The sequence below is a fragment of the Polynucleobacter sp. 73C-SIWE genome (assembly GCF_018882465.1).
Taxonomy (GTDB): Bacteria; Pseudomonadota; Gammaproteobacteria; order Burkholderiales; family Burkholderiaceae; genus Polynucleobacter.
In genome coordinates this window covers 686,719-706,867 of sequence record NZ_JACVOK010000001.1, presented here as the reverse complement: position 1 = coordinate 706,867, position 20,149 = coordinate 686,719, and the positions used below count along the sequence as shown (strand labels likewise).

The following is a 20,149-nucleotide window of genomic DNA, read 5'->3' as shown; positions in this document are numbered from 1 at the left end:
TAAAGCGGGGTGTACTAAGCTTCTATTTTTGGGTCTCGACCCATCAATTTCTTTACCGCTTCTTGTGGTGAAAGTCTGCCAGCCAATACTTCGCCCATCATTGCAGTAATTGGCATCTCTACACCCAAGCGATTTGCTAAATCTCCAACGGCAGCAGCACACAACACACCTTCTGCAACATGGCCCAAGCCAGACAATATCTCAGGCAATGGTTTACCAGCAGCAAGCTCAAGGCCAACGCGTCGGTTACGAGAGAGGTCTCCTGTAGCTGTCAATATCAAATCACCAACGCCAGTCAGACCCATACAGGTTTCTGATCTTCCGCCGGCAGCTTTCACCAGTCGCATCATCTCGGCCAAGCCACGCGTCAGTACGGCAGCTCGAGCATTTAAACCCAAATTCAAGCCATCCCCAATACCAGCAGCAATAGCTAAAACATTTTTAACGGCTCCGCCTAATTCCACGCCCACCAAATCATCACTTGAGTAAACACGCATATTGCCATGATGAAACGCAGCTTGGGCTACCGCACACAAGTCACCAGAAGCACTCGCAACTGTTAGCGCGCATGGCATTCCAGCGCCCACCTCAGATGCAAAGCTAGGGCCAGATAAGGCACCGTAAGAATGTTGAATGCCGCGACTATGTAATTTGTCTTCACGCTCAACCACTTGATGCGGTAGTAGTGCGGTAGTTGGCTCTAAACCTTTACATAGCCAAATGATATTTAAAGGGTGCTCTGCAATTTTCAACACTTGAGTAATTGTTTCAGAGAGTCCCGCCATTGGCGTTGCAATTACCAATAGATCTTCAGTAGAGAGTCTCTTGATTGCAGCTAAGAAGTTACTTTCAAAGACAATATTTTTTGGTAACTGAATGCCGGGCAGATAGGAATGGTTTTCACCGCTCCGCTCGATTTCAGCTAATTGATCTTTACTGCGAGACCACAATGAAACATCACCATCCTTAAGGTGGCGAGCCGCTTGTGCAGCCATCGCTGTTCCCCAGGCTCCAGCACCAATCAGGGTCACTTTCATGATCTGTGGGCTCGCTGTTTTAGCCTAATGGGGAAGAATTATTTTGCTCTCATCAGTGGCGCCACTCTCTTTGCCAGCTGCCTCTTGAGCCTGCATGAGACGGTGCTCATACATGCCATGGAAATTGATCTCATTCAAATGAATTGGCTGGAAGCCTGCGCGACTAATGATGTCAGCAATGTTTGAACGAAGATATGGATACAAAATAGTTGGGCAAGCAATGCCTAACATTGGATCAACTTGCTCGACTGGAATATTGCTAAATTCAAAAATACCGGCTTGCTTAGCCTCAACTAAGAATAATACTTTTGAGTCTACTTTTGCAGTGACAGTAGCGCTCAAGGCCACTTCAAAAATTTCACCGCTCAAAGATGAGACAGAAATATCCACTTCTACCTCTACTTGAGGCTCAGCAGCAACTAACAAAATTTGTGGCGCATTAGGCTGCTCTAAGGAGAGGTCCTTGAGATAAATGCGCTGAATCCGAAATCCAGGTTCTTTTGATTTATCAGCCTCTGCTTGAGGTGCGGAAGATTGTTCAGTCATTGCTATCTTTCTTGACGAATTAATACATTAAACCAATAGAGGATCGAGCTTGCCTGCACGATCTAAAGCCACCAAATCATCGTAACCACCAACGTGCGTATCGCCAATATAAATTTGCGGAACAGTCCGACGACCAGTCCGAGTCATCATGACCTCACGCTGAGCAGGATCACGATCAATCAAAATCTTTTCTAAATTACTCACACCTTTTTTGTGCAAGAGCTTTTCAGCCATTACACAATATGGACAAACTTGGGTGCTATACATTGTTACGGATGGCATAAATCTCTTACTTTACCAATGGGAGGGCGGCTTCTTTCCAAGCTTGTACGCCACCATCTAGAGTTGCGACTTCAGCAAAACCCAGACTTTTAACCTCAGCTATTGCCTTACGGGAATGCGCGCCGGTTTCACACACCAGCACTACTGGATTATTGCGATCCAACTTGAGTTTCTCGATTGCAGTAGTAATCTCAGATGTTTTAATGAATTTAGCCCCTGGGAGTCTGCCTGCTTTATATGCTTCTTCAGGGCGTAAATCGAAAACATAGGCCTTGCGCCGATTAATCCAAATAGTAGCTTCGGTGGGCGACAAGCCTTTTCCACCAATAAGCGTAGATAATGTGGGAAGGAAAAGCGCAGAGCCCGAAACCAAAAGGAGGGCAATAAGCGCTAAATTATCAATTTGAGTGAGAAAGTTCATCACCAGATTATAGAATGGCTCTATGAAACAACTTGTCCTTATTCGTCATGGCGAGTCCGCCTGGAACCTCGAAAACCGCTTCACAGGCTGGGCGGACGTTGACTTAACCCCAAAAGGGGTAGAACAAGCCTTGGCTGCGGGTGAAAACCTCAAAAAAGCCGGTTATGAATTTGATGTAGCCTACACCTCAGTTTTAAAGCGCGCTATCAGAACACTTTGGCATGTTCAAGATGCCATGGATTTAATGTGGCTTCCAGTAGTCCATAGCTGGAGATTGAATGAACGTCATTATGGCGCCCTCACCGGTCTTAATAAAGCTGAAACCGCATCCAAATATGGTGACGAACAAGTACACATCTGGCGTCGTTCTTATGATGTTCGCCCCCCACTGCTAGAGCATGATGATGAGCGCAATCCTAAAAATGACCAGCGCTATTCCAAATTATCTACTTCTGATATTCCTTTAGGTGAGTGCCTTAAGGACAATGTCGATCGAGTGCTTCCCCTGTGGAATGAATCCATTGCACCCGCACTAAAAGCGGGTAAACGCGTACTATTAGTAGCGCATGGCAATAGCATCCGCTCTTTAATTAAATACTTGGACCAAATGTCTAACGAAGCCATTATGGAAGTGAACGTCCCCAATGGCGTACCGCTTGTCTATGAGCTTGACGACAATCTCAAGCCCATTCAACACTTTTATCTAGACTAAGGTCAAAAAGAAATATGCGTCAATTTCTGAAGAATTTCGCTCTCATTGCCGTTGGTTTAATTGCTGGAATAGCAGCAACGATTCAACTTTCGGCAACCGCCCAGCAAGCTGCTCAGCTGCCACTAGATGAACTACGCACGCTCTCCAATGTCTTTGCACAAATCAAGCGCGAGTATGTTGAGCCCATCGAAGATAAGCAACTCTTAACTGATGCCGTCAAAGGAATGGTCAGCAGCCTAGATCCTCATTCAACCTTTTTAGACAAAAAAGATTTTGCAGAAATGCAAGAAGCAACCTCAGGTAAATTTGCTGGTCTTGGAATTGAAATCACCTCCGAAGATGGCGTTGTAAAAGTACTAAATCCAATTGAAGATAGCCCTGCAGCGCGTGCTGGATTGCAAGCAGGTGATTTAATTACTCGCTTAGATGACAAGCCAGTCCGTGGTATGTCTCTTGATAAAGCAGTTCGTACGATGCGTGGCACACCTGGTACCAAAATTACACTGACTGTATATCGCAAGAGTGAAGAGCGTAGCTTTCCGGTAACAATTACTCGTGCAGAAATTAAAGTGCAATCCGTTAAAGCCAAAATTCTGGATAACGATATTGCATGGGTTCGAGTAACAAGCTTTCAAGAGCGTACCGTTCCAGATCTTGCTAAAAAATTAACGGATCTTGCTAATCAAAACCCAAAACTCAAGGGGGTCATTCTTGACCTAAGAAATAATGGTGGCGGCCTCCTACAAGGTGCGGTTGGCGTGGCTGCTGCCTTCTTGCCTGCTGATGTAGTAGTGGTATCAACCAAAGGCCAAGCGCCTGATTCCAAACAAGTATTTAATGCAAGCCCAGCTATGTATCGTCTGAGCGAACCAGGAGACCCCTTAGCCGGCGTTCCCGAGATCTTTAAAAAAATGCCGATGGTAGTTTTAGTTAACGCCTATTCAGCTTCTGCTTCTGAGATTGTTGCTGGTGCATTACAAGATTACAAACGCGCAACCATTATTGGTAAGACAACTTTTGGTAAGGGCTCTGTTCAAACAGTGCGCCCACTAACCAATGATTCTGCTCTGAAAATCACAACTGCTTACTACTACACGCCAAGTGGCAAATCAATCCAAGCATTTGGCGTTAAACCCGATATTCCAGTTGATCAAAATAAGGATGGCGATCCAGATGATGTATTAATCACCCGTGAAATCGATAGTGAAAAACATCTGCGTAATAAGCAATCTGCCGAAGATAAGTTGATCAAGGATCGGGAACGGCGTCGCCTTGAAGAGTTGCAGCGCATTGAAGAAAAGAACGCCAAGAAAACTCCTGAAGAAAAAGAAAAGGATAAAAATAAGAAGCCACCTGAGCTTGGTAGCGCTGACGATTTCATGCTTTCTCAAGCAGTTGCCTTTATTAACGGCCAGCCGGTGAAGCGCTCTTCATCTAAGCTCGAATAAAATTTATTTTTAGGCCTGCACATGAATGATGAGCAGTTACTTCGGTACTCAAGGCATTTACTCCTTGAAGAAATCGATGTTGCAGGTCAAGAAAAACTTCTAAGGTCGCACGCTCTGGTTATTGGGGCTGGTGGCCTAGGTAGTGCTGCAGCCCCCTACTTGGCAGCTGCTGGTATTGGTCATATCACCTTGGTAGATCATGATCGTGTTGAACTAACTAATCTGCAACGCCAAATCATGCACACTGAAAAAAGTGTTAGTAAAAGTAAAGTCAATTCCGGAAAAGAATTTTTACAACAACTGAATTCTGGCATTCAGATTGAAACTATTGAAGCCAAAGTAATAGTCGCGCTTCTTGATGAATTACTTCCAAGCGTTGATGTAGTTTTAGATTGCACTGATAACTTTGCAACCCGTCATTTAATTAATGCCAGTTGTGTTCAGCATTCAATTCCATTAGTTTCCGGATCGGCAATCCGCTTTGATGGTCAGATCAGTGTTTTTGATCCACGTAATACTGCCTCACCCTGTTATGCCTGCATCTTCTCACCCGATGAAAGTTTTGAAGAAGTCAGCTGCTCTGCGATGGGAATCTTTTCACCGCTAGTAGGCATTATTGGCGCTATGCAAGCCGCCCAAGCAATACAGGTGTTAATAGGTTTTGGTGAAGTTTTAGTGGGTCGTATGCTGATGTGGAATGCTCGTACTACCCAGATAGATGAATTCAAAATCTCTCGCAATCCCGAGTGCTCGGTTTGCGGTAAGGCCCACTAGGCCATTAAACGCTCTAGAGCCTTAGCTTGATCTTCAGGCTCGTAGGCTTTGAGAACTCTTGGAACACGGGCCTTTAATAAGCCCACATTTGCTTTGAGGATCTCACGCTTGACCAGCAATAGCTGGCTAAAGTGCATCGAGAAGTCGGTCAGCCCCAAGGCAAGTAAGAGTCTCGTTAAGGAGGGGTCGCCAGCCATCTCACCACATACCGCAATCGGTACATTAGCGCGTTTAGCTTGTTCAATAATATTTGCCAGCAAATGCAAAATCGCCGGATGCAATGGATCATAGAGATGGGCTACAGCATGATCAGCACGATCAATTGCCAGAGTGTACTGAATTAAGTCGTTCGTACCAATCGATAAAAAATCAAAGCGATTGATAAACAGCGGCAATACTAAAGCAGCAGCCGGGATTTCAATCATGGCGCCTACTTGAATATTCGGATTAAATGCTTGGCCACGTTGATGCAACTGTTGCTTTGCTTTTTCTATTAAACGGAAAGTTTCATCAATCTCTTTAGCATGCGCCAACATCGGAATCATGATACGTGCCTGGCCATATGCAGATGCCCGCAAAATAGCTCGCAACTGGGTTAAAAATATTTCAGGTTCAGTTAAGGACCAACGAATCGCCCGCAAACCTAATGGGGATGTACCAGTTTGAGACACATCATTTCCAGCTGCGCCCAACGCCTTATCGGCACCAACGTCAATCGTTCTGATATTGACAGGCAAGCCATGCATTAAATCCACTACGCGGCGATACTCTAAAAATTGATGCTCTTCATCTGGCAGCGCTTGCTTACGATCCATAAACAAAAACTCGGACCGAAATAAGCCAACGCCGACCGCTCCTAATTTAACGGCCTGCACAGCATCTTCTGGTAACTCAATATTGGCAAACAATTCGATTGCAACACGATCGGCTGTTTCGGTTTTGGCATGCTTAAGTTGTTGTAGCTTACGGGCTTCTTTGATGGCCTGAGTTTGCAACTTGCGGTATTCCTCAAGCAACTTCTCATCTGGAGCGACGACCACAACACCTTGCTCGCCATCTAAGACCAACCAATCGCCATGGCGAATCATTTCACTCGCATGACGCACACCCACTACCGCAGGAATTTCCATGCTGCGCGCAACAATAGCTGTATGGGAGGTCTTACCACCGAGGTCTGTTACAAACCCTGTAAAAGCAGACTCCTTGAAGCGCAACATGTCATGCGGAGCGATATCGTGAGCTACGATAATGGAGTCAACACCTAGCTCGCCTGGCGACATGATGTCAGCGCTATCGAGCGAATCTTTTTTCTGAGCATTTAAGGCTTTAATCACGCGCTCAGCTACTTGACGAATATCGTTAGCACGCTCTTTTAGATAGGGGTCTTCGATTTCAGAAAACTGCTCTAACAAATCATTTAATTCGGTCGTTAAGGCCCAGGCAGCATTCATCCGCTGGGAGCGAATTAACATCATTGGTTTTTCAGCAAGCGCTGGATCGGCAAGAATCATGCCATGGACATCTAAAAAAGCAGCCATCTCTTGTGGCGCATCTTTAGGTAAGCCTTGGCGCAATTGGCTTAACTCTTGGCGCACCTGATCAAAGGCATCTAACAGCTTTTGCGCCTCAGCCTCTTCCTTCCCTGGCTCAACTAAATAGTGGCTAACTTCTAATGCCGCACGCGAAATCAGTACCGCCTTGCCAATGGCAATGCCTTTCGATACCGGAATTCCGTGCAAAGCAAAAGTCATACTTACTCGCCCTCTCCAAAGCGATCATTAATTAGTGCTGTCAGAGCTTGCATTGCCTCATCAGCTTGATCGCCGACAGTCTCGAGTGTTACGGTGCTGCCGATGCCGGCAGCTAACATCATGACGCCCATAATGCTCTTAGCATTAATTTGACGCCCATTGCGTGACAAGAATATTTCACAAGGAAACTGAGCCGCCAATTGAGAAAGCTTGGCAGATGCACGAGCATGCAGACCTAATTTATTGATGATTTCAATTTCAGCGACTGGCATTACGCGTGAACTCCTTGATCATTATTCTTTCACTTTTGCACCAAGGCGCAAGATTCCATTCTGACCACCAGCAAGTGCCTTTTTAGCCAATTCCTCTAAATTCTCAGCGCGATGATTGATGCAGCGCATGAGCATTGGTAGATTTAATCCAGCGAGCACTACTACCGGGGCATTTAGTCCAGATAAGGGGCCAAGGGCCTCTAACTTTGATGCTACGTTTGCCGGGGTTGCCCCCATCACATCCGTCAAAATCAAAACACCATTTCCGGTATTCACTCCATAGGCAGCTTTTAATACTCGATCAAAGCTCACTTTAGTATCTTCATAAGGCGGTATGTCAACCGCCCTCACACGCTCTGGCACTACACCAAAAGTATGCTCGGCAAATCCGAGCATTGCGCTAGCAAGGGGTGTATGAGCAACAATTACGATTCCAGCCATGTTATGACAATGCTTTCTCAAGCGCTTTCAAGAAAAACTGTGAGACATCAAACCCACTTTGTTCGGTAATTTCAACAAAACAAGTGGGGCTAGTAACATTTATCTCTGTAAGGTAACCGCCAATTAAATCGAGCCCTACCAAGAATAAACCGCGCTGATACAAAATAGGCGCCAAGCGTTCTGCAATTTTTTTCTCAGCATCGGTGAGGGGCATCGCAACACCCTTGCCACCAGCTGCTAAATTTCCACGAATCTCACTACCTTGAGGAATACGCGCCAAACTAAATGGCACTACCTCTCCGCCGATTAGCAAAACTCTTTTGTCGCCTTGGGCTATCTCTGGCAAGAAACGCTGCACCATCAGGGTTCTGGCCCCATTCTCACCAAGTGTTTCTACGATGCTGGCCAGATTTAAGCCATCCGGCCCAACACGAAACACGCCCATCCCCCCCATACCATCTAAAGGTTTAATGACGATATCGCGATGTTGCTGATGAAACTCTTCTACAGCACTGAATTCACGAGTAACTAATGTCGGCGGAATGAGCTCTAGAAATTCAGTAATCGACAGCTTTTCTGAATGCTCACGCACAGCCGCAGGATCATTAAATACTTTTGCGCCCTGACGAGCTGCCGCAGACAACAGCCAAGTTGTATTGAGATATTCAATATCAAATGGTGGATCAGTCCGCATCAAAACCGCAGCAAATGATTTAAGAGATCGTGACTCTATTCCACCAAGCTCAAACCAAGAGGTAGAGCTTGGCCTAACCACCAGAGTTTGACAATCTGCAACGACGAGATCATCTTTCCACAAAACATTACTGCTTTGACAAAACCATAAACGATGGCCGGCTGCTTGAGCAGCACGCATCATCGCCAACGTTGAATCTTTTTTTACCTTAAAGGACTCGAGTGGATCGGCGATGAATAGAAAGTCCATAGTCTTCTAAATTATTAGGCCGCTTCAGAATCAGGGTCGGTGCGCTCAAGCTCCAACGAAGCAGCTAGTAAAGCTAAGCGTGCAACAACACCATACAAATAGAAACGATTTGGCGCTGCACTGCCAGGCTTAGCACTCATATCTGGCATCGAGTTTTGCTCAAATGCTAGCGGTACAAAATGCATGCCAGGGGCATTTAGATTTTCATCGGGGCCACGATCGGTATGAACACGATAGAAGCCACCAATCACGTAACGGTCAATCATATATACGACCGGCTCCGCCACAGCCTCATTGACTTTCTCAAAGGTATAGACACCCTCTTGAATCAATACATCGCTTACCTCTAAACCTTCTTTAACCACGCTCATCTTGTTGCGGTCTTTACGGTTTAAGTCTTTAAGCTGCGCGGGGTCATTCACCACCATAATGCCCATGCCATAGGTACCAGCATCCGCCTTTACAACAACATATGGCTTTTCTTTAATTCCGTACTCACGATATTTCTTAGCTGTCTTTTTTAAGACCTGCTCTACTGCTGTTTGCAATTCGTCTTCACCTTTACGCTCATGAAAATTAATATTTGAGCAACTAGTGAAGTAAGGATTAATCATCCAAGGATCAATATCAACCACTTTGGCAAACTTCTTTGCCACCTCTTCATAGGCAGCAAAGTGATTTGACTTGCGGCGCACATGCCAACCAGCATGTAAGCCTGGCAACAAATATTGTTCATGCAGGTTTTCTAAAATCGGTGGAATACCAGCAGACAAATCGTTATTCAGCAAAATAGAGCAAGGATCAAAGTCTTTTAACCCGAGACGTTGCTTTTTCAAGCCCAAACGGGAGAGCGGCTCCATCAAAAGGCGATTACCATCAGGCAGATCAATCCAAGTTGGTTTTTTAATCTCTTCTGAAAAAGTACCTAAGCGAACATTCAATCCGGCTTGGCGCAAGATGGAAGATAAACGCGCAATATTTTGCAAATAGAAAGTATTGCGGGTGTGGCGCTCCGGAATTAATAATAAATTTTTGGCTTCTGGACAAATCTTCTCAATTGCAGCCATTGCTGCCTGCACAGCCAAAGGCAGCATCTGTGTAGAAAGATTATTAAATCCGCCAGGAAAGAGGTTGGTATCAACAGGAGCCAACTTAAAACCTGAATTTCGTAAATCAACCGAGCAGTAGAATGGCGGGGTATGTTCTTGCCATTCCAGCCTGAACCAACGCTCAATGGTTGGGGTCGCTTCTAAAACCTTTGACTCTAATTCGAGCAAAGGACCGGTTAAGGCTGTAATGAGATGTGGAACCATTCCACCATTGTAAGATTATTAAAAGAAAGACGCGGGATCCCAGGATCCCGCGCTTAAAACTAGGTAGCCAAGCTAGGCCGCCCAGTGAGGGGTAAATCTACAGATTAAGACTCGTAGGCAGCTTCACCATGTGAGCTGATATCCAAGCCTTCGCGCTCTTCCTCTTCCTTCACACGCAAACCAATCACCATATCGATCAATTTGAATGCGATGAAAGAAACTACGCCGGACCAGATCAAGGTAGTAATTACGCCTTGAGCCTGAATCCACAATTGGCTAGCAATAGAGTAATCAGGGGCCACAGCATTCGCTACGTAATCCCAGATACCAGAACCGCCTAATGCTGGATCAGCAAATACGCCGGTCAACAATGCGCCAGTAATACCACCTACGCCGTGTACGCCAAATACGTCTAAGCTGTCATCTGAACCCAAGATTTTCTTGAGGCCAGTAACACCCCAGAGGCAAACAACACCAGCGATCAAACCGATGATGATTGAACCCATTGGGCCAGCAAAACCAGCAGCAGGAGTAATGGCAACCAAACCGGCTACGCAACCAGAAGCAGCACCCAACATGGATGGCTTACCTTTGAGAACCCACTCAGCAACAGACCAACCCAATACAGCAGCGGCAGTAGCCAAATAGGTATTCACGAAAGCCAATGCTGCGCTACCGTTTGCTTCGAGTGCTGAACCAGCATTGAAACCAAACCAACCGAACCACAAGAGTGCAGCACCAGTCATTACATAAACTAAGTTATGTGGTTTCATTGCTTCTTTACCGTAGCCAACACGTTTGCCGATAACGAAGGAACCTACCAAGCCAGCAATAGCGGCATTGATGTGAACAACGGTACCGCCAGCAAAGTCGAGAACACCTTTTTGCCACAACCAACCAGCACGAGCAGTAATAGCCTCGAGGGATGCAGCATCTTTGATGTCATCAGGACCAGGCCAGAACCAAACCATATGAGCAATTGGCAAGTAGCTGAATGTGAACCAAATGATCATGAAGATCAAGATTGCAGAGAACTTAGCGCGCTCAGCAAATGAACCGATGATCAAGCAGCAAGTAATAGTTGCGAACACTGCTTGGAAAGCCATGAATATAAACTCAGGAATTACAACGCCTTTACTAAAGGTAGCTGCAACTGAGTCTGGAGTCATGCCGCCCAAGAACAAGCGATCAAGTCCGCCTATAAATGCCCCGCCCTCAGTGAATGCAAAGCTATAGCCGTAAATAGCCCAGAGCACGGTGATCAAAGAGAACACCATAAAACATTGCATACAAATCGACAGAATGTTTTTGCTACGTGTTAAACCACCGTAGAACAAAGCTAAACCAGGAAGTGTCATTAACAGCACTAGTGCTGTACATACCATCATCCATACAACGTCGGCTTTATTGCACTTTTCGGAGCAAAGAACAGGCGCTGGTTCTGCAGCAGCAGGAGTCGCGGCAGGAGCAGTCACTGCTGGTTTTTTTACTTCATCAGCATGCGCTGGCGAAGTAACCATTACACCAGTAGCACCAATGGCCAAGGCCATCGCACCGCCAGCTAGGAGTTTTTTCATCCAAGTTAACATTTTGAACCTCTCTTTAAAGTGCTGACGCGCCGGTTTCACCGGTACGAATGCGAATGACGTGCTCAACTGGAGAGACAAAAATCTTGCCATCTCCAATCTTGCCTGTACGTGCAGATTTTTCAATTGCTTCAATCGCGCGCTCCAAGATGCCATCTTCAACAGCAGCTTCAATTTTTACCTTCGGCAAAAAGTCCACTACATACTCAGCACCGCGATACAACTCAGTGTGGCCTTTTTGGCGACCAAAGCCTTTGACTTCAGTGACGGTGATGCCCGAAACTCCGACTTCCGAGAGAGCTTCGCGCACTTCGTCAAGCTTGAAGGGCTTGATGATTGCGGTAATTAATTTCATATGTTTCTCCGTTCAGAGGTGAAAATTAGAAAGTCTTGGTTAAGGAAACAATGCCTGTTGAGCCGCCCAGATTCTTTCCGGTTGGCGAAACATAGTTATAAGTACCTGCGGAATTTCTTCCTACATCAGTGCCTATGTAAGCAGCAGATAGAGACAAGCCTCCTCCAAAATCCTTAGTTACACCTAATTTCCAATCGGTATAGGAATACAAAGAGCTATTGGTTACGTTAGGCGCACTACCTTGAACATTACCCGCCACATACTGGTAACCAACGTGAGCATTAAGCGCTAAGCCCCAAACGCCTGTATCGTAATTCATCGTCAGGTCTGGATAGTAGGAACCAGTACTATTTGCAAAACCGAAAATTGGACTAACAGAGTATGAAAACTTTACAAATCCAGTTAAAGGACCATAAGTAAAGTTTTGCGCTGCATAGAGCTCTGTAGTATTTGGATTAGCTTGAGTGCCTGAAACATTTAACCCTGATGTAGGATAGTAGTACTGTAAAACACCAAAGTCAGATGCAAAACCTGCACCAATGAATTCTTTCTTGATACCGCCGTAGAAATCCATCTCAATTGGTGCTGTAACTCTTGTGTTTGCAGTAGCTGGAGCTGCATCAGAAATCCAACTGATTGAGCTATTCCAGTTTCCGATATAGAGACCGCTTTCATGCGCGTAATCAAAGCCACCTTGAATCGCTGGCTTGAAGTTTGACTGGCTGATACCGCGGTAACGATAGTCGCTGGTTACAGTTACGTTTGCTGTAATTGGGCTTGCTTCTGGAGCCTCTGCTGCAGGGGCTGTTTGAGCAAAAGCGGCAGTAGCCAACAAGCTTGATGCGGCTAGCGCGAGAGCTGATTTTTGCAAAGTTTTCATGTGTTACTCCTTACTGGTTGTCATAAAAAATGGGTTGAATGCTTAATGCATGAAGCGATATTGATGGTTTGGGCATTCATGGATTTGTCACAAATCCCCCAATTAAGGCATTTGCACTTTTTTAGTGCTTAAGATTGCACCATGGGCGTGAATTTAGGGCTTTTTGGCTTATTTTTAACCCTTTTGCCCATTTTTGGTCACCCAACATAAAATAACAATGTGTGTCTTTTATGCAACTTTTATAGAACTGCGAAACCCCATCATGCAAAAACCCGGTGAAATCCTCGAGCAAATTCAACGCATCGCGAGTGATATGCAAAACAAGGTGGGGGATGCCATTCGAAATTCACCAGCACAAGAGATTGAAAAGAATGTGCGCGCGATGATGAACCAGGGTTTTCAAAAAATGGATTTAGTTACTCGCGAAGAGTTTGAGTTACAAGCTAAAGTTCTTGCCAAGACTAGAGAAAAGTTAGAGGCACTTGAAGCCAAGGTTGCCGCTTTAGAAAAAACTTAGTCAGTTTTTATTCTGGGTAAAACTCATTAAAGAAGTTTGCATACTCTTCTTTAGATAGAAATGTTCTCACATCATCAGTATTAGCATTTGCATGCAATACTGACACCTGATAAATCCAAGCATCCCCATTGCTCGCTTGCCGCGTTATCCAGCGTACCCGCATTTGCTGTTGCTCTTTTGCATTTGGCTTGAAAACAATAAAGTAATCTGTAGTTCCCAGTTTCTGACGATTAGTCGTCTGATAAGTTGCCACCTCTTCAACTACCCTCCCACCCGAAGCATTTGCTCTTTCAAGTAAACTATTTTTTAGCTGCGTGATAATTTTTTCTGTTGCTGCAGCTTGTATTGCTGGCACCTGTGTCGAGCTAACTGAGTAAATATCGTCATCAATTTTGACTGCCTCAAGTGTTTGCTGTAACTCTTGGTCTTGGAATGGAATACGGCGCTCTAATTTATCCGGCTTGCCCGGAAATAAAGCGGTGTAGCGCTCTTGTGGAGATTGCACTTTACGCCAATCTAGCCTCGGGCTACAGGCTACTAGAAGAATGATTGCTGCGAGTAATGCGCCAGCCTTAAAGCTTCTAAACAATACCGGCTCCATGCGCTTGCTGATCAGCATGGTAGCTAGAGCGAACCATTGCACCAACCGCTGCATGGGAGAAGCCCATAGCGTAGGCCCTCTCCTCAAACATCTTGAAAACATCAGGGTGCACATAGCGACGCACTGGCAGGTGATGACCTGATGGTGCAAGATACTGGCCAATTGTGAGCATGTCAATATTGTGCTCACGCATATCGCGCATCACTTCTAGAATTTCTTCATCGGTCTCACCAAGACCAACCATTAATCCGCTCTTTGTTGGGATATGAGGAAAGCGCTCCTTGAAATCCTTCAATAATTTTAAGGAGTGCAAGTAATCAGCGCCTGGCCTTGCTTCTTTATACAAGCGTGGCACGGTTTCTAAATTATGGTTCATCACATCTGGCAAACCATTCGGCGCATGCTCAGCAAAAATATCTAGGGCTTTATCTAAGCGGCCGCGGAAGTCTGGCACAAGAACTTCAATCCGAGTACTCGGTGATAGCCCACGTGATTGCGAAATGCAATCAACATAGTGCATGGCACCACCATCGCGCAAATCATCACGATCCACGCTGGTAATTACTACGTAATTTAATTTCAGTGCTGCAATGGTACGAGCCAGGTTAGCAGGCTCTTTTTGATCTAATGGATCTGGTCGACCATGGCCTACATCACAGAATGGGCAACGACGAGTGCATTTATCCCCCATGATCATGAAGGTAGCAGTGCCTTTACCAAAACACTCACCGATATTGGGGCAGCTTGCTTCTTCACAAACAGTCACTAATTCGTTCTCGCGAAGAATCTTTTTAATTTCATTGAACCGAGAATTGCCAGAGGCTGCTTTTACCCGAATCCAATCTGGTTTTTTCAAGACCTCTGCTAGCGGGACAATCTTAATGGGAATACGCGCAGTTTTCTCGCTCGACTTTTGCTTACGAGATGCGTCGTAATTGAGATCTTGACGAGACTCAACAGTTATCTTGGTATCGGTCTTATTTATGGTCATGTGACATCAGTTGCTTTTGCAAATGCTCCAAAAGCTTTTGGCTAATAGTGTCTATATTGTCCTTGATCCCAAGGGTTTGCATGTCGACCGTCTTTAAGCCCTCATAACCACAAGGGTGGATACGTCCAAAAGCCTCAAGATCCGTAGCCACATTCAGCGCTACACCATGATATGAGCAGCTTTTAGAGACCTTAAGACCCAATGCAGCCACCTTGGCTCCAATCCACTCCACCGGTAGTCCAGACTGCTTGGAAATGTAAATACCAGGTGCTCCTGGATGTCTTTCTGCTGCAATACCAAAATCTGCCAAGGTATCGATTACCGCTTGCTCGATACGGGAGACCAATTCTTTAACAAAGATGCCTAAGCGTTTGAGATCAAGCAAAAGGTAAACGACGATCTGACCAGGACCGTGATAGGTAATCTCACCACCACGATCAACTTGTACTAACGGAATTTGATTGCTCGGTGAATGCAAATTACTGGAATCACCCGCAAGACCCAACGTAAAAACTGGGGGGTGCTCTAAAACCCAAATCTCATCGGGCGTTGCACTATTTCGCTCTTTAGTAAATACGCGCATCCTCTCATAGGTCGAGACGTAATCAGCTACGCCGAGATGTTTTACTAAAACAGACATCAAATCAATTACAGAACAATGCTAACTAATGGATGTGTAGACAAAGTTCTATACAACTCATCAAGCTGCTCGCGACTTGTCGCTGTAATCGGCAAAGTAATGCCTAAGTAATTGCCATCTTTGGAAGGTCGTTGTTCAACCTTGCTCTCATCAAATGTGGGATCAAATTGTTTTGCAATATGAATAATTGCTGGAAGATACTCTGGAGTGGCTTTACCCATCACCTTAATCGGAAATTGAGAAGGGTATTCGATGAGTGATTTTTCTTCGGCCATATTGATCTCTTAGTTTTCTGATGATGTGCGATGGTCTGGCATACCCAACCAGGCACCAGTGATGATGTTACGAATGCAATGTAATCTACGATGGAAAAAGTGATCGGCTCCTGGAACTACTTGCACAGTCAGCTCTTGCGGACGTGCCCAATCCAACACATCACCCAAAGGAATAGTTTCATCTAGTTCGCCATGGATCAAGATGGTATCTGCAGGCACTGGAGCTAGGGTCCACTTGCCTGCAGCACTGCCCACCATTACTAAGCGCTCTGCAGGGCGGCCCAGATCGGCAAGTCTTTGAACCAAATGGCTGCCGACAAAGCTACCGAATGAGAATCCCGAAACAACTAGAGGCAACATATTTGAACTGGCAACCCAAGCTTGATTAGCAGTGACATCAAATTGTGACCAGCTTGATGGTGTGCGCATCCAATCAGTAATGTGCAAGAGATCTTCTAGCTCGCCAACACCATCATCATGGACGCCGGCGGTTCCACCTACGCCACGAAAATTAGGGCGTACGCTGACATAGCCCAATTGATTAAAAGAGCGCGCGATTGTCTGTGCCACCTTGTTATCCATCGTGCCACCCATCAGTGGATGAGGGTGTGCAACTAAGGCTAAGCCGCGCACCACAAAAGCAGGATTGGTTTTTAATTCATCCGGCAGATCAATGGACATTTCCATTGCGCCGACAAGACCTTCAATATGAATCACTTTTGTACGGCTATTCATGAAAAAACTTTCAACTGAACTATGGCAACTGTAGGCGCTCAACTGGGCGCCCAGAAATTAAATGGGATTGGATGATTTCTTCAACGTCATCTTTATCGATAAAGGTATACCAAACACCCTCTGGATAAACCACCATTACAGGACCATCAGCACAGCGGTCCAAGCAACCGGCTTTGTTTACACGGATTTTTCCAGGACCCGCGAGGCCTAGCTCTTTGACTCTACTTTTGGCGTACTCAAATAGTGCAAATGCGTTATGCCGATCACAGCAATCTTCGCCATTGCTACGCTGGTTCAAACAAAAAAACAGGTGGTGTGAAAAGCTCATAAAAAAATTATATTCGTCAATGCTTCGGTTTAAGTTGAAGGGCGTTATAAATCATCCAAACTAATGCAATAGGTAACCATACCACCGATACCCATCGCATTAACTCATTAAAGTGCAATAGGCGCCCCTGATGCCAATGGCGCAAATTCAGAATGAAATACGGATTATCGGGCAATATATTGATAGCGATAGTGCCGCTCACTAAACAAAGTAAGGCCAGGTTAAATCTTGTTTTTTGATTGAGCCGTAAAGTCCGCCAAAGTAATAGGCTTGCTAAGACCATTCCCCATAAAGCCCCAGCCGTTAGCCATATCAAGCTGAAGTCACTGCCAAATTGAAGGGCAGTGAAAAAGGTTTTCATGACTACAGTTAAACAAAGTAGCCCCATTAAGATTCGCCATTGTGGGGCTTTGGTACGTAAACCCGATGAAAGTAAGAGTGCAACGCCAAGCCAACAGAGCGCCGTAATCACAGTTTCTTGAACAACTTGATTGATGACTATTGTTCCCCAGTCAATCGAACCAAATATTGCATGACCCCAAACTCCTGTACCCAGCCATGAACTTTGAGGATAAATTTGCGACCAAGGAAATAATAGAAAGAGAGCGCATGCCGCCCAGTTAAGGCCAAACCATTGATCAAAACGACGACGTATTACGCTGCCCGATAACCATTGCGGCCCCAAGGGGATAGCCAATAAGCCGCCCAATAGACCGCCGAATATATTCGCCCACCAATCCATCAAACTGGGAATGCGGGTCGGGAGCCAAGTCTGTAAAGTTTCCACGCTCAATGCAAGTAGCGCACTCAGGCCCAGGGCCATGCTCAAGGCCACAAAGTTGCGCCAGCGAGGATAAGCAGCAAAAACTAATAAAAATCCAAATGGGATGTATGCGAGGATATTGATGGAAACGTCGAACAAAGTAATAAACCTGGGGAGTGGCGCATCTACCCAAGCCCAAGCCTCAATACCATTGCGGAAATCAAAATCGAAGGGGTTTAGGCTCACGTAAACAATCAATAGCGCATAGCTAAGGCTCATTGCTCTAGCTAAGGGCATAGCCTGTAGAGGCCATACCAATTTATAGGGACGCTGATCTTTTTGATCCATTCCACAATTCTAGGTCAGACCTTTCTACAATGGCGAAATGACTGCTAATTGCATCCTTGAACGTGTTGCCGAAACCCAATCAACGAATGATGACCTTTTGGAGCGCTGGCGTGCCGGTGAGTTAATTGACCCAATCGCCCGTATTGCCCTTAAACAAACTGCTGGCAAAGGCAGAGCTGGGCGCGCTTGGCTGGCCAATCCAGAAGATTCCATCAGTTTTTCCTTAGCCTTTCCATTTAAGAGAAAGTCAGCTGAACTCACGGGGCTAAGTCTTTTGGTGGGATTAGCAGTGATTTCTGGAATTGCGCAAGCATATGATTTAAGCGAAGCCGCACTACACCAAGCGGGCCTGCGACTCAAATGGCCAAATGATTTACTACTGAACAACGCAAAACTTGGCGGCATCTTAATAGAAGGTGGTCAAGCAAAATCTGGCGATCCAACTTGGATGATTATTGGTATCGGTATGAACTTACGGAATGCGGATGCAATTGCAGCAAGCTTAGGAAATCAAGCTGGCTTAAAAATTGGTGCTCTAAATCAACTACTGCCATCGCAAGCAACGTCACCTGATGTGGAATATCTTTGGCTAAAACTCCTTGCATCTCTTGAGTATCATCTCGGCGAATTTGATCAGCAGGGCTTTGGCATATATCAAGAGTCATGGAAAAGATGGGATGCTTATCTAGATCAGGCAGTATGTATATCTGGCGCAGGTCAAGCGCCTATTTATGGCATTGCGCAAGGCATAGATAAAGCAGGCGCATTACTATTGCAACAAGACAATAAAACAATCGCTATTCATGCAGGCGATGTTTCTTTAAGAGTACAGCTATGAGTCTTTACTTACTATTTGATGTTGGTAATACGCGCCTCAAATGGGCCGCAGTTGAATCAACACAACAACCATCTGATCGACAAAAAAAATTATGGGCTTACTCTGGCTCAATCAGCAGTAAATCTTTGGCTTCACCTGAACATAGAGCAGAGTTAGCGGATTACATTGCCAAGACCTTGCCTAAACCAGATGCAATTGGGTTTACTTGTGTAGCTGGAAAAGAGGCCATTCAAAATCTTCAATCGCTATTTCCACAATGGAGTGATATCACCTGGAAACAACTTGTAGGTAATAGTCTCTTTTCTGGTGTACGCAGCCTCTATCAAGACCCAAGCCAGCTGGGGTCGGACCGCTGGGCTGCTATCCTCGGCGCACGCGCCCTGTCTAATGCCAACACGCTCATTATTAATGCTGGTACAGCTACAACGATTGATTTGCTTGGCGCCAATGGCGTTCACTATGGTGGATGGATATTGCCAGGTCTTGAGTTAATGCAAAAAAGTTTAGAAAGTAATACCGCTCAGTTGCCACTTGCAGTGCGTAATGAATCTACTAATAGTTTTGGTTTATCTACTAACAACGCCATCATTGGCGGATGCGATGCAGCTCAACTCGGCGCAATTCAATACGCAATTCAATTAGCAAAAGAAGTGAATCATCCCGTTGAAAAAGTTTGGATTGATGGTGGTAATGCCAAGATTTTGGCAGCCGAAATGAGTAAATCTAAAACGCAATCCTCATTATCAATTGAGGTAACCGAAGGTTTGGTTCTACGTGGTGTTTGGGCTTGGCTACTACAGAATCTTTAAGAACGGATTCTGCCTAACAGGCTAGTAGTAGAACGATCATATAGAAATGGAATGGCAATTGCTTTGCCACCCCAGGTTTTTACTAAATGGGTTTCTGCAAGAGTATCAATTTCATAATCGCCGCCCTTGACGTAAATATCTGGACGAATCTTTTCAATTAGGTTCACTGGCGTTTGCTCAGTAAAAAGTACAGCCATATCTACACTCTCCAGCGCCGCTAACAAAGCTTGACGATCTGCTTCAGAATTAATTGGCCGATCATCACCCTTGCCTAACATCTTGACTGAAGCATCTGCATTAATGCCCACCACTAAGCTAGCTCCTAAAGCGCGAGCCTGCGCTAAGTAACTAGCATGTCCACGATGCAAAATATCGAATACCCCATTAGTAAAAACTAGTGGTCTAGGAAGTTTTGCTATACGGGCGCTTAGTTGATCCAAGGGACAAATCTTGGACTCAAAAGAAGGTGGCGGCAAAGAAGTCATAACGCAATATTAAAGGTATTGGCCCGTGGCCAGCGATATCAGCCATAATGTCTTAGAC

26 protein-coding genes are annotated in these 20,149 nt (G+C 45.4%); 6 read left to right on the top strand and 20 right to left on the bottom strand.

Translation table 11 applies throughout. The annotated features are described in order from the left end of the window. Positions 1–14: 14 nt before the first annotated feature. The 4 genes from ICN17_RS03730 to ICN17_RS03715 are packed head-to-tail and all read right to left on the bottom strand — an operon-like array spanning position 15 to position 2,286. Entirely contained in the window at positions 15–1,037 is a 1,023-nt protein-coding gene (locus ICN17_RS03730) for an NAD(P)H-dependent glycerol-3-phosphate dehydrogenase (RefSeq protein WP_216236189.1), read from the bottom strand. A gap of 24 nt (positions 1,038–1,061) precedes the next feature. After that, positions 1,062–1,583 (bottom strand): protein-export chaperone SecB, encoded by a 522-nt coding sequence (gene secB / locus ICN17_RS03725; RefSeq protein ID WP_216236188.1) that lies wholly within the window; start codon positions 1,581–1,583, stop codon positions 1,062–1,064. A 27-nt stretch (positions 1,584–1,610) separates the two neighbouring features. Continuing rightward, complete coding sequence (gene grxC / locus ICN17_RS03720; RefSeq protein ID WP_216236187.1) at positions 1,611–1,865, bottom strand: glutaredoxin 3; 255 nt, start codon at positions 1,863–1,865, stop codon at positions 1,611–1,613. A gap of 7 nt (positions 1,866–1,872) precedes the next feature. After that, positions 1,873–2,286: a rhodanese-like domain-containing protein gene (locus ICN17_RS03715; protein WP_216236186.1), complete on the bottom strand. Its 414-nt coding sequence runs from the start codon at positions 2,284–2,286 to the stop codon at positions 1,873–1,875. Between the two features lie 22 nt (positions 2,287–2,308). Between ICN17_RS03715 and gpmA the strand changes: the two genes are divergently transcribed. Genes gpmA through ICN17_RS03700 form a run of 3 tightly spaced genes read left to right on the top strand, consistent with a single transcriptional unit; the run spans position 2,309 to position 5,220 of the window. Next, positions 2,309–2,998, top strand: coding sequence for a 2,3-diphosphoglycerate-dependent phosphoglycerate mutase (gpmA, locus tag ICN17_RS03710; RefSeq protein ID WP_216236185.1), 690 nt, complete (start codon positions 2,309–2,311; stop codon positions 2,996–2,998). Positions 2,999–3,012: 14 nt separating this feature from the next. Next, on the top strand, positions 3,013–4,446 hold the full coding sequence (locus ICN17_RS03705) for a S41 family peptidase (RefSeq protein ID WP_216236184.1): 1,434 nt from the start codon (positions 3,013–3,015) through the stop codon (positions 4,444–4,446). 21 nt (positions 4,447–4,467) lie between these two features. Continuing rightward, positions 4,468–5,220, top strand: coding sequence for a HesA/MoeB/ThiF family protein (locus ICN17_RS03700; protein WP_216236183.1), 753 nt, complete (start codon positions 4,468–4,470; stop codon positions 5,218–5,220). On the opposite strand, the gene ptsP is transcribed toward ICN17_RS03700, so the two are convergent. The 8 genes from ptsP to ICN17_RS03660 all read right to left on the bottom strand — a co-directional run bounded on the left by ptsP (position 5,217) and on the right by ICN17_RS03660 (position 12,761). Continuing rightward, entirely contained in the window at positions 5,217–6,971 is a 1,755-nt protein-coding gene (gene ptsP, locus ICN17_RS03695; protein ID WP_216236182.1) for a phosphoenolpyruvate--protein phosphotransferase, read from the bottom strand. The two genes, ICN17_RS03700 and ptsP, sit on opposite strands and share 4 nt — an antisense overlap. Positions 6,972–6,973: 2 nt before the next feature. Further along, positions 6,974–7,243: an HPr family phosphocarrier protein gene (locus ICN17_RS03690; RefSeq protein ID WP_087908656.1), complete on the bottom strand. Its 270-nt coding sequence runs from the start codon at positions 7,241–7,243 to the stop codon at positions 6,974–6,976. Between the two features lie 21 nt (positions 7,244–7,264). Beyond that, a complete protein-coding gene (locus ICN17_RS03685) occupies positions 7,265–7,684 on the bottom strand; it encodes a PTS sugar transporter subunit IIA (RefSeq protein ID WP_087908657.1) in 420 nt (139 codons plus the stop codon). A gap of 1 nt (position 7,685) precedes the next feature. After that, positions 7,686–8,627 (bottom strand): glutathione synthase, encoded by a 942-nt coding sequence (gene gshB / locus ICN17_RS03680; RefSeq protein ID WP_216236181.1) that lies wholly within the window; start codon positions 8,625–8,627, stop codon positions 7,686–7,688. Between the two features lie 14 nt (positions 8,628–8,641). After that, positions 8,642–9,940 (bottom strand): glutamate--cysteine ligase, encoded by a 1,299-nt coding sequence (gene gshA / locus ICN17_RS03675; protein ID WP_216236180.1) that lies wholly within the window; start codon positions 9,938–9,940, stop codon positions 8,642–8,644. Between the two features lie 104 nt (positions 9,941–10,044). Beyond that, positions 10,045–11,529, bottom strand: a complete 1,485-nt coding sequence (locus ICN17_RS03670) for an ammonium transporter (protein ID WP_216236179.1) — start codon at positions 11,527–11,529, stop codon at positions 10,045–10,047. A gap of 13 nt (positions 11,530–11,542) precedes the next feature. After that, positions 11,543–11,881 (bottom strand): P-II family nitrogen regulator, encoded by a 339-nt coding sequence (locus ICN17_RS03665; protein ID WP_011903792.1) that lies wholly within the window; start codon positions 11,879–11,881, stop codon positions 11,543–11,545. Between the two features lie 25 nt (positions 11,882–11,906). Next, on the bottom strand, positions 11,907–12,761 hold the full coding sequence (locus tag ICN17_RS03660) for a TorF family putative porin (RefSeq protein ID WP_216236178.1): 855 nt from the start codon (positions 12,759–12,761) through the stop codon (positions 11,907–11,909). A gap of 262 nt (positions 12,762–13,023) precedes the next feature. Between ICN17_RS03660 and ICN17_RS03655 the strand changes: the two genes are divergently transcribed. Beyond that, positions 13,024–13,278 carry an accessory factor UbiK family protein gene (locus tag ICN17_RS03655; protein ID WP_216236177.1) on the top strand — a complete coding sequence of 85 codons (255 nt, stop codon included), beginning with the start codon at positions 13,024–13,026 and terminating at the stop codon, positions 13,276–13,278. A 7-nt stretch (positions 13,279–13,285) separates the two neighbouring features. Here ICN17_RS03655 and ICN17_RS03650 read toward each other — a convergent pair whose 3' ends face one another. From ICN17_RS03650 to ICN17_RS03620, 7 genes are read right to left on the bottom strand one after another with little or no spacing between them, the layout of a single operon-like run. After that, positions 13,286–13,897, bottom strand: coding sequence for a hypothetical protein (locus ICN17_RS03650; RefSeq protein ID WP_255538276.1), 612 nt, complete (start codon positions 13,895–13,897; stop codon positions 13,286–13,288). Next, positions 13,860–14,870, bottom strand: coding sequence for a lipoyl synthase (gene lipA, locus ICN17_RS03645; protein ID WP_216236176.1), 1,011 nt, complete (start codon positions 14,868–14,870; stop codon positions 13,860–13,862). The genes ICN17_RS03650 and lipA overlap by 38 nt, the downstream gene beginning before the upstream one ends. Continuing rightward, positions 14,857–15,513 carry a lipoyl(octanoyl) transferase LipB gene (lipB, locus tag ICN17_RS03640; protein WP_370625942.1) on the bottom strand — a complete coding sequence of 219 codons (657 nt, stop codon included), beginning with the start codon at positions 15,511–15,513 and terminating at the stop codon, positions 14,857–14,859. The genes lipA and lipB overlap by 14 nt, the downstream gene beginning before the upstream one ends. Before the next feature lie 5 nt (positions 15,514–15,518). Further along, positions 15,519–15,785 (bottom strand): YbeD family protein, encoded by a 267-nt coding sequence (locus ICN17_RS03635; protein ID WP_216236174.1) that lies wholly within the window; start codon positions 15,783–15,785, stop codon positions 15,519–15,521. 9 nt (positions 15,786–15,794) lie between these two features. After that, positions 15,795–16,520: an alpha/beta hydrolase gene (locus tag ICN17_RS03630; RefSeq protein WP_216236173.1), complete on the bottom strand. Its 726-nt coding sequence runs from the start codon at positions 16,518–16,520 to the stop codon at positions 15,795–15,797. A gap of 19 nt (positions 16,521–16,539) precedes the next feature. Further along, positions 16,540–16,848, bottom strand: coding sequence for a ferredoxin (locus ICN17_RS03625; protein ID WP_216236172.1), 309 nt, complete (start codon positions 16,846–16,848; stop codon positions 16,540–16,542). A 16-nt stretch (positions 16,849–16,864) separates the two neighbouring features. Continuing rightward, complete coding sequence (locus tag ICN17_RS03620) at positions 16,865–17,959, bottom strand: VanZ family protein (protein ID WP_216236171.1); 1,095 nt, start codon at positions 17,957–17,959, stop codon at positions 16,865–16,867. A gap of 37 nt (positions 17,960–17,996) precedes the next feature. On the opposite strand from ICN17_RS03620, the gene ICN17_RS03615 reads away from it, so the two are divergent. Both ICN17_RS03615 and ICN17_RS03610 read left to right on the top strand, forming a co-directional pair. Next, entirely contained in the window at positions 17,997–18,797 is an 801-nt protein-coding gene (locus ICN17_RS03615; RefSeq protein WP_216236170.1) for a biotin--[acetyl-CoA-carboxylase] ligase, read from the top strand. Then, complete coding sequence (locus tag ICN17_RS03610; protein WP_216236169.1) at positions 18,794–19,606, top strand: type III pantothenate kinase; 813 nt, start codon at positions 18,794–18,796, stop codon at positions 19,604–19,606. The genes ICN17_RS03615 and ICN17_RS03610 overlap by 4 nt, the downstream gene beginning before the upstream one ends. On the opposite strand, the gene rfaE2 is transcribed toward ICN17_RS03610, so the two are convergent. Further along, positions 19,603–20,091, bottom strand: coding sequence for a D-glycero-beta-D-manno-heptose 1-phosphate adenylyltransferase (gene rfaE2, locus ICN17_RS03605; RefSeq protein ID WP_216236168.1), 489 nt, complete (start codon positions 20,089–20,091; stop codon positions 19,603–19,605). The genes ICN17_RS03610 and rfaE2 overlap by 4 nt on opposite strands. Positions 20,092–20,149 lie beyond the last annotated feature (58 nt).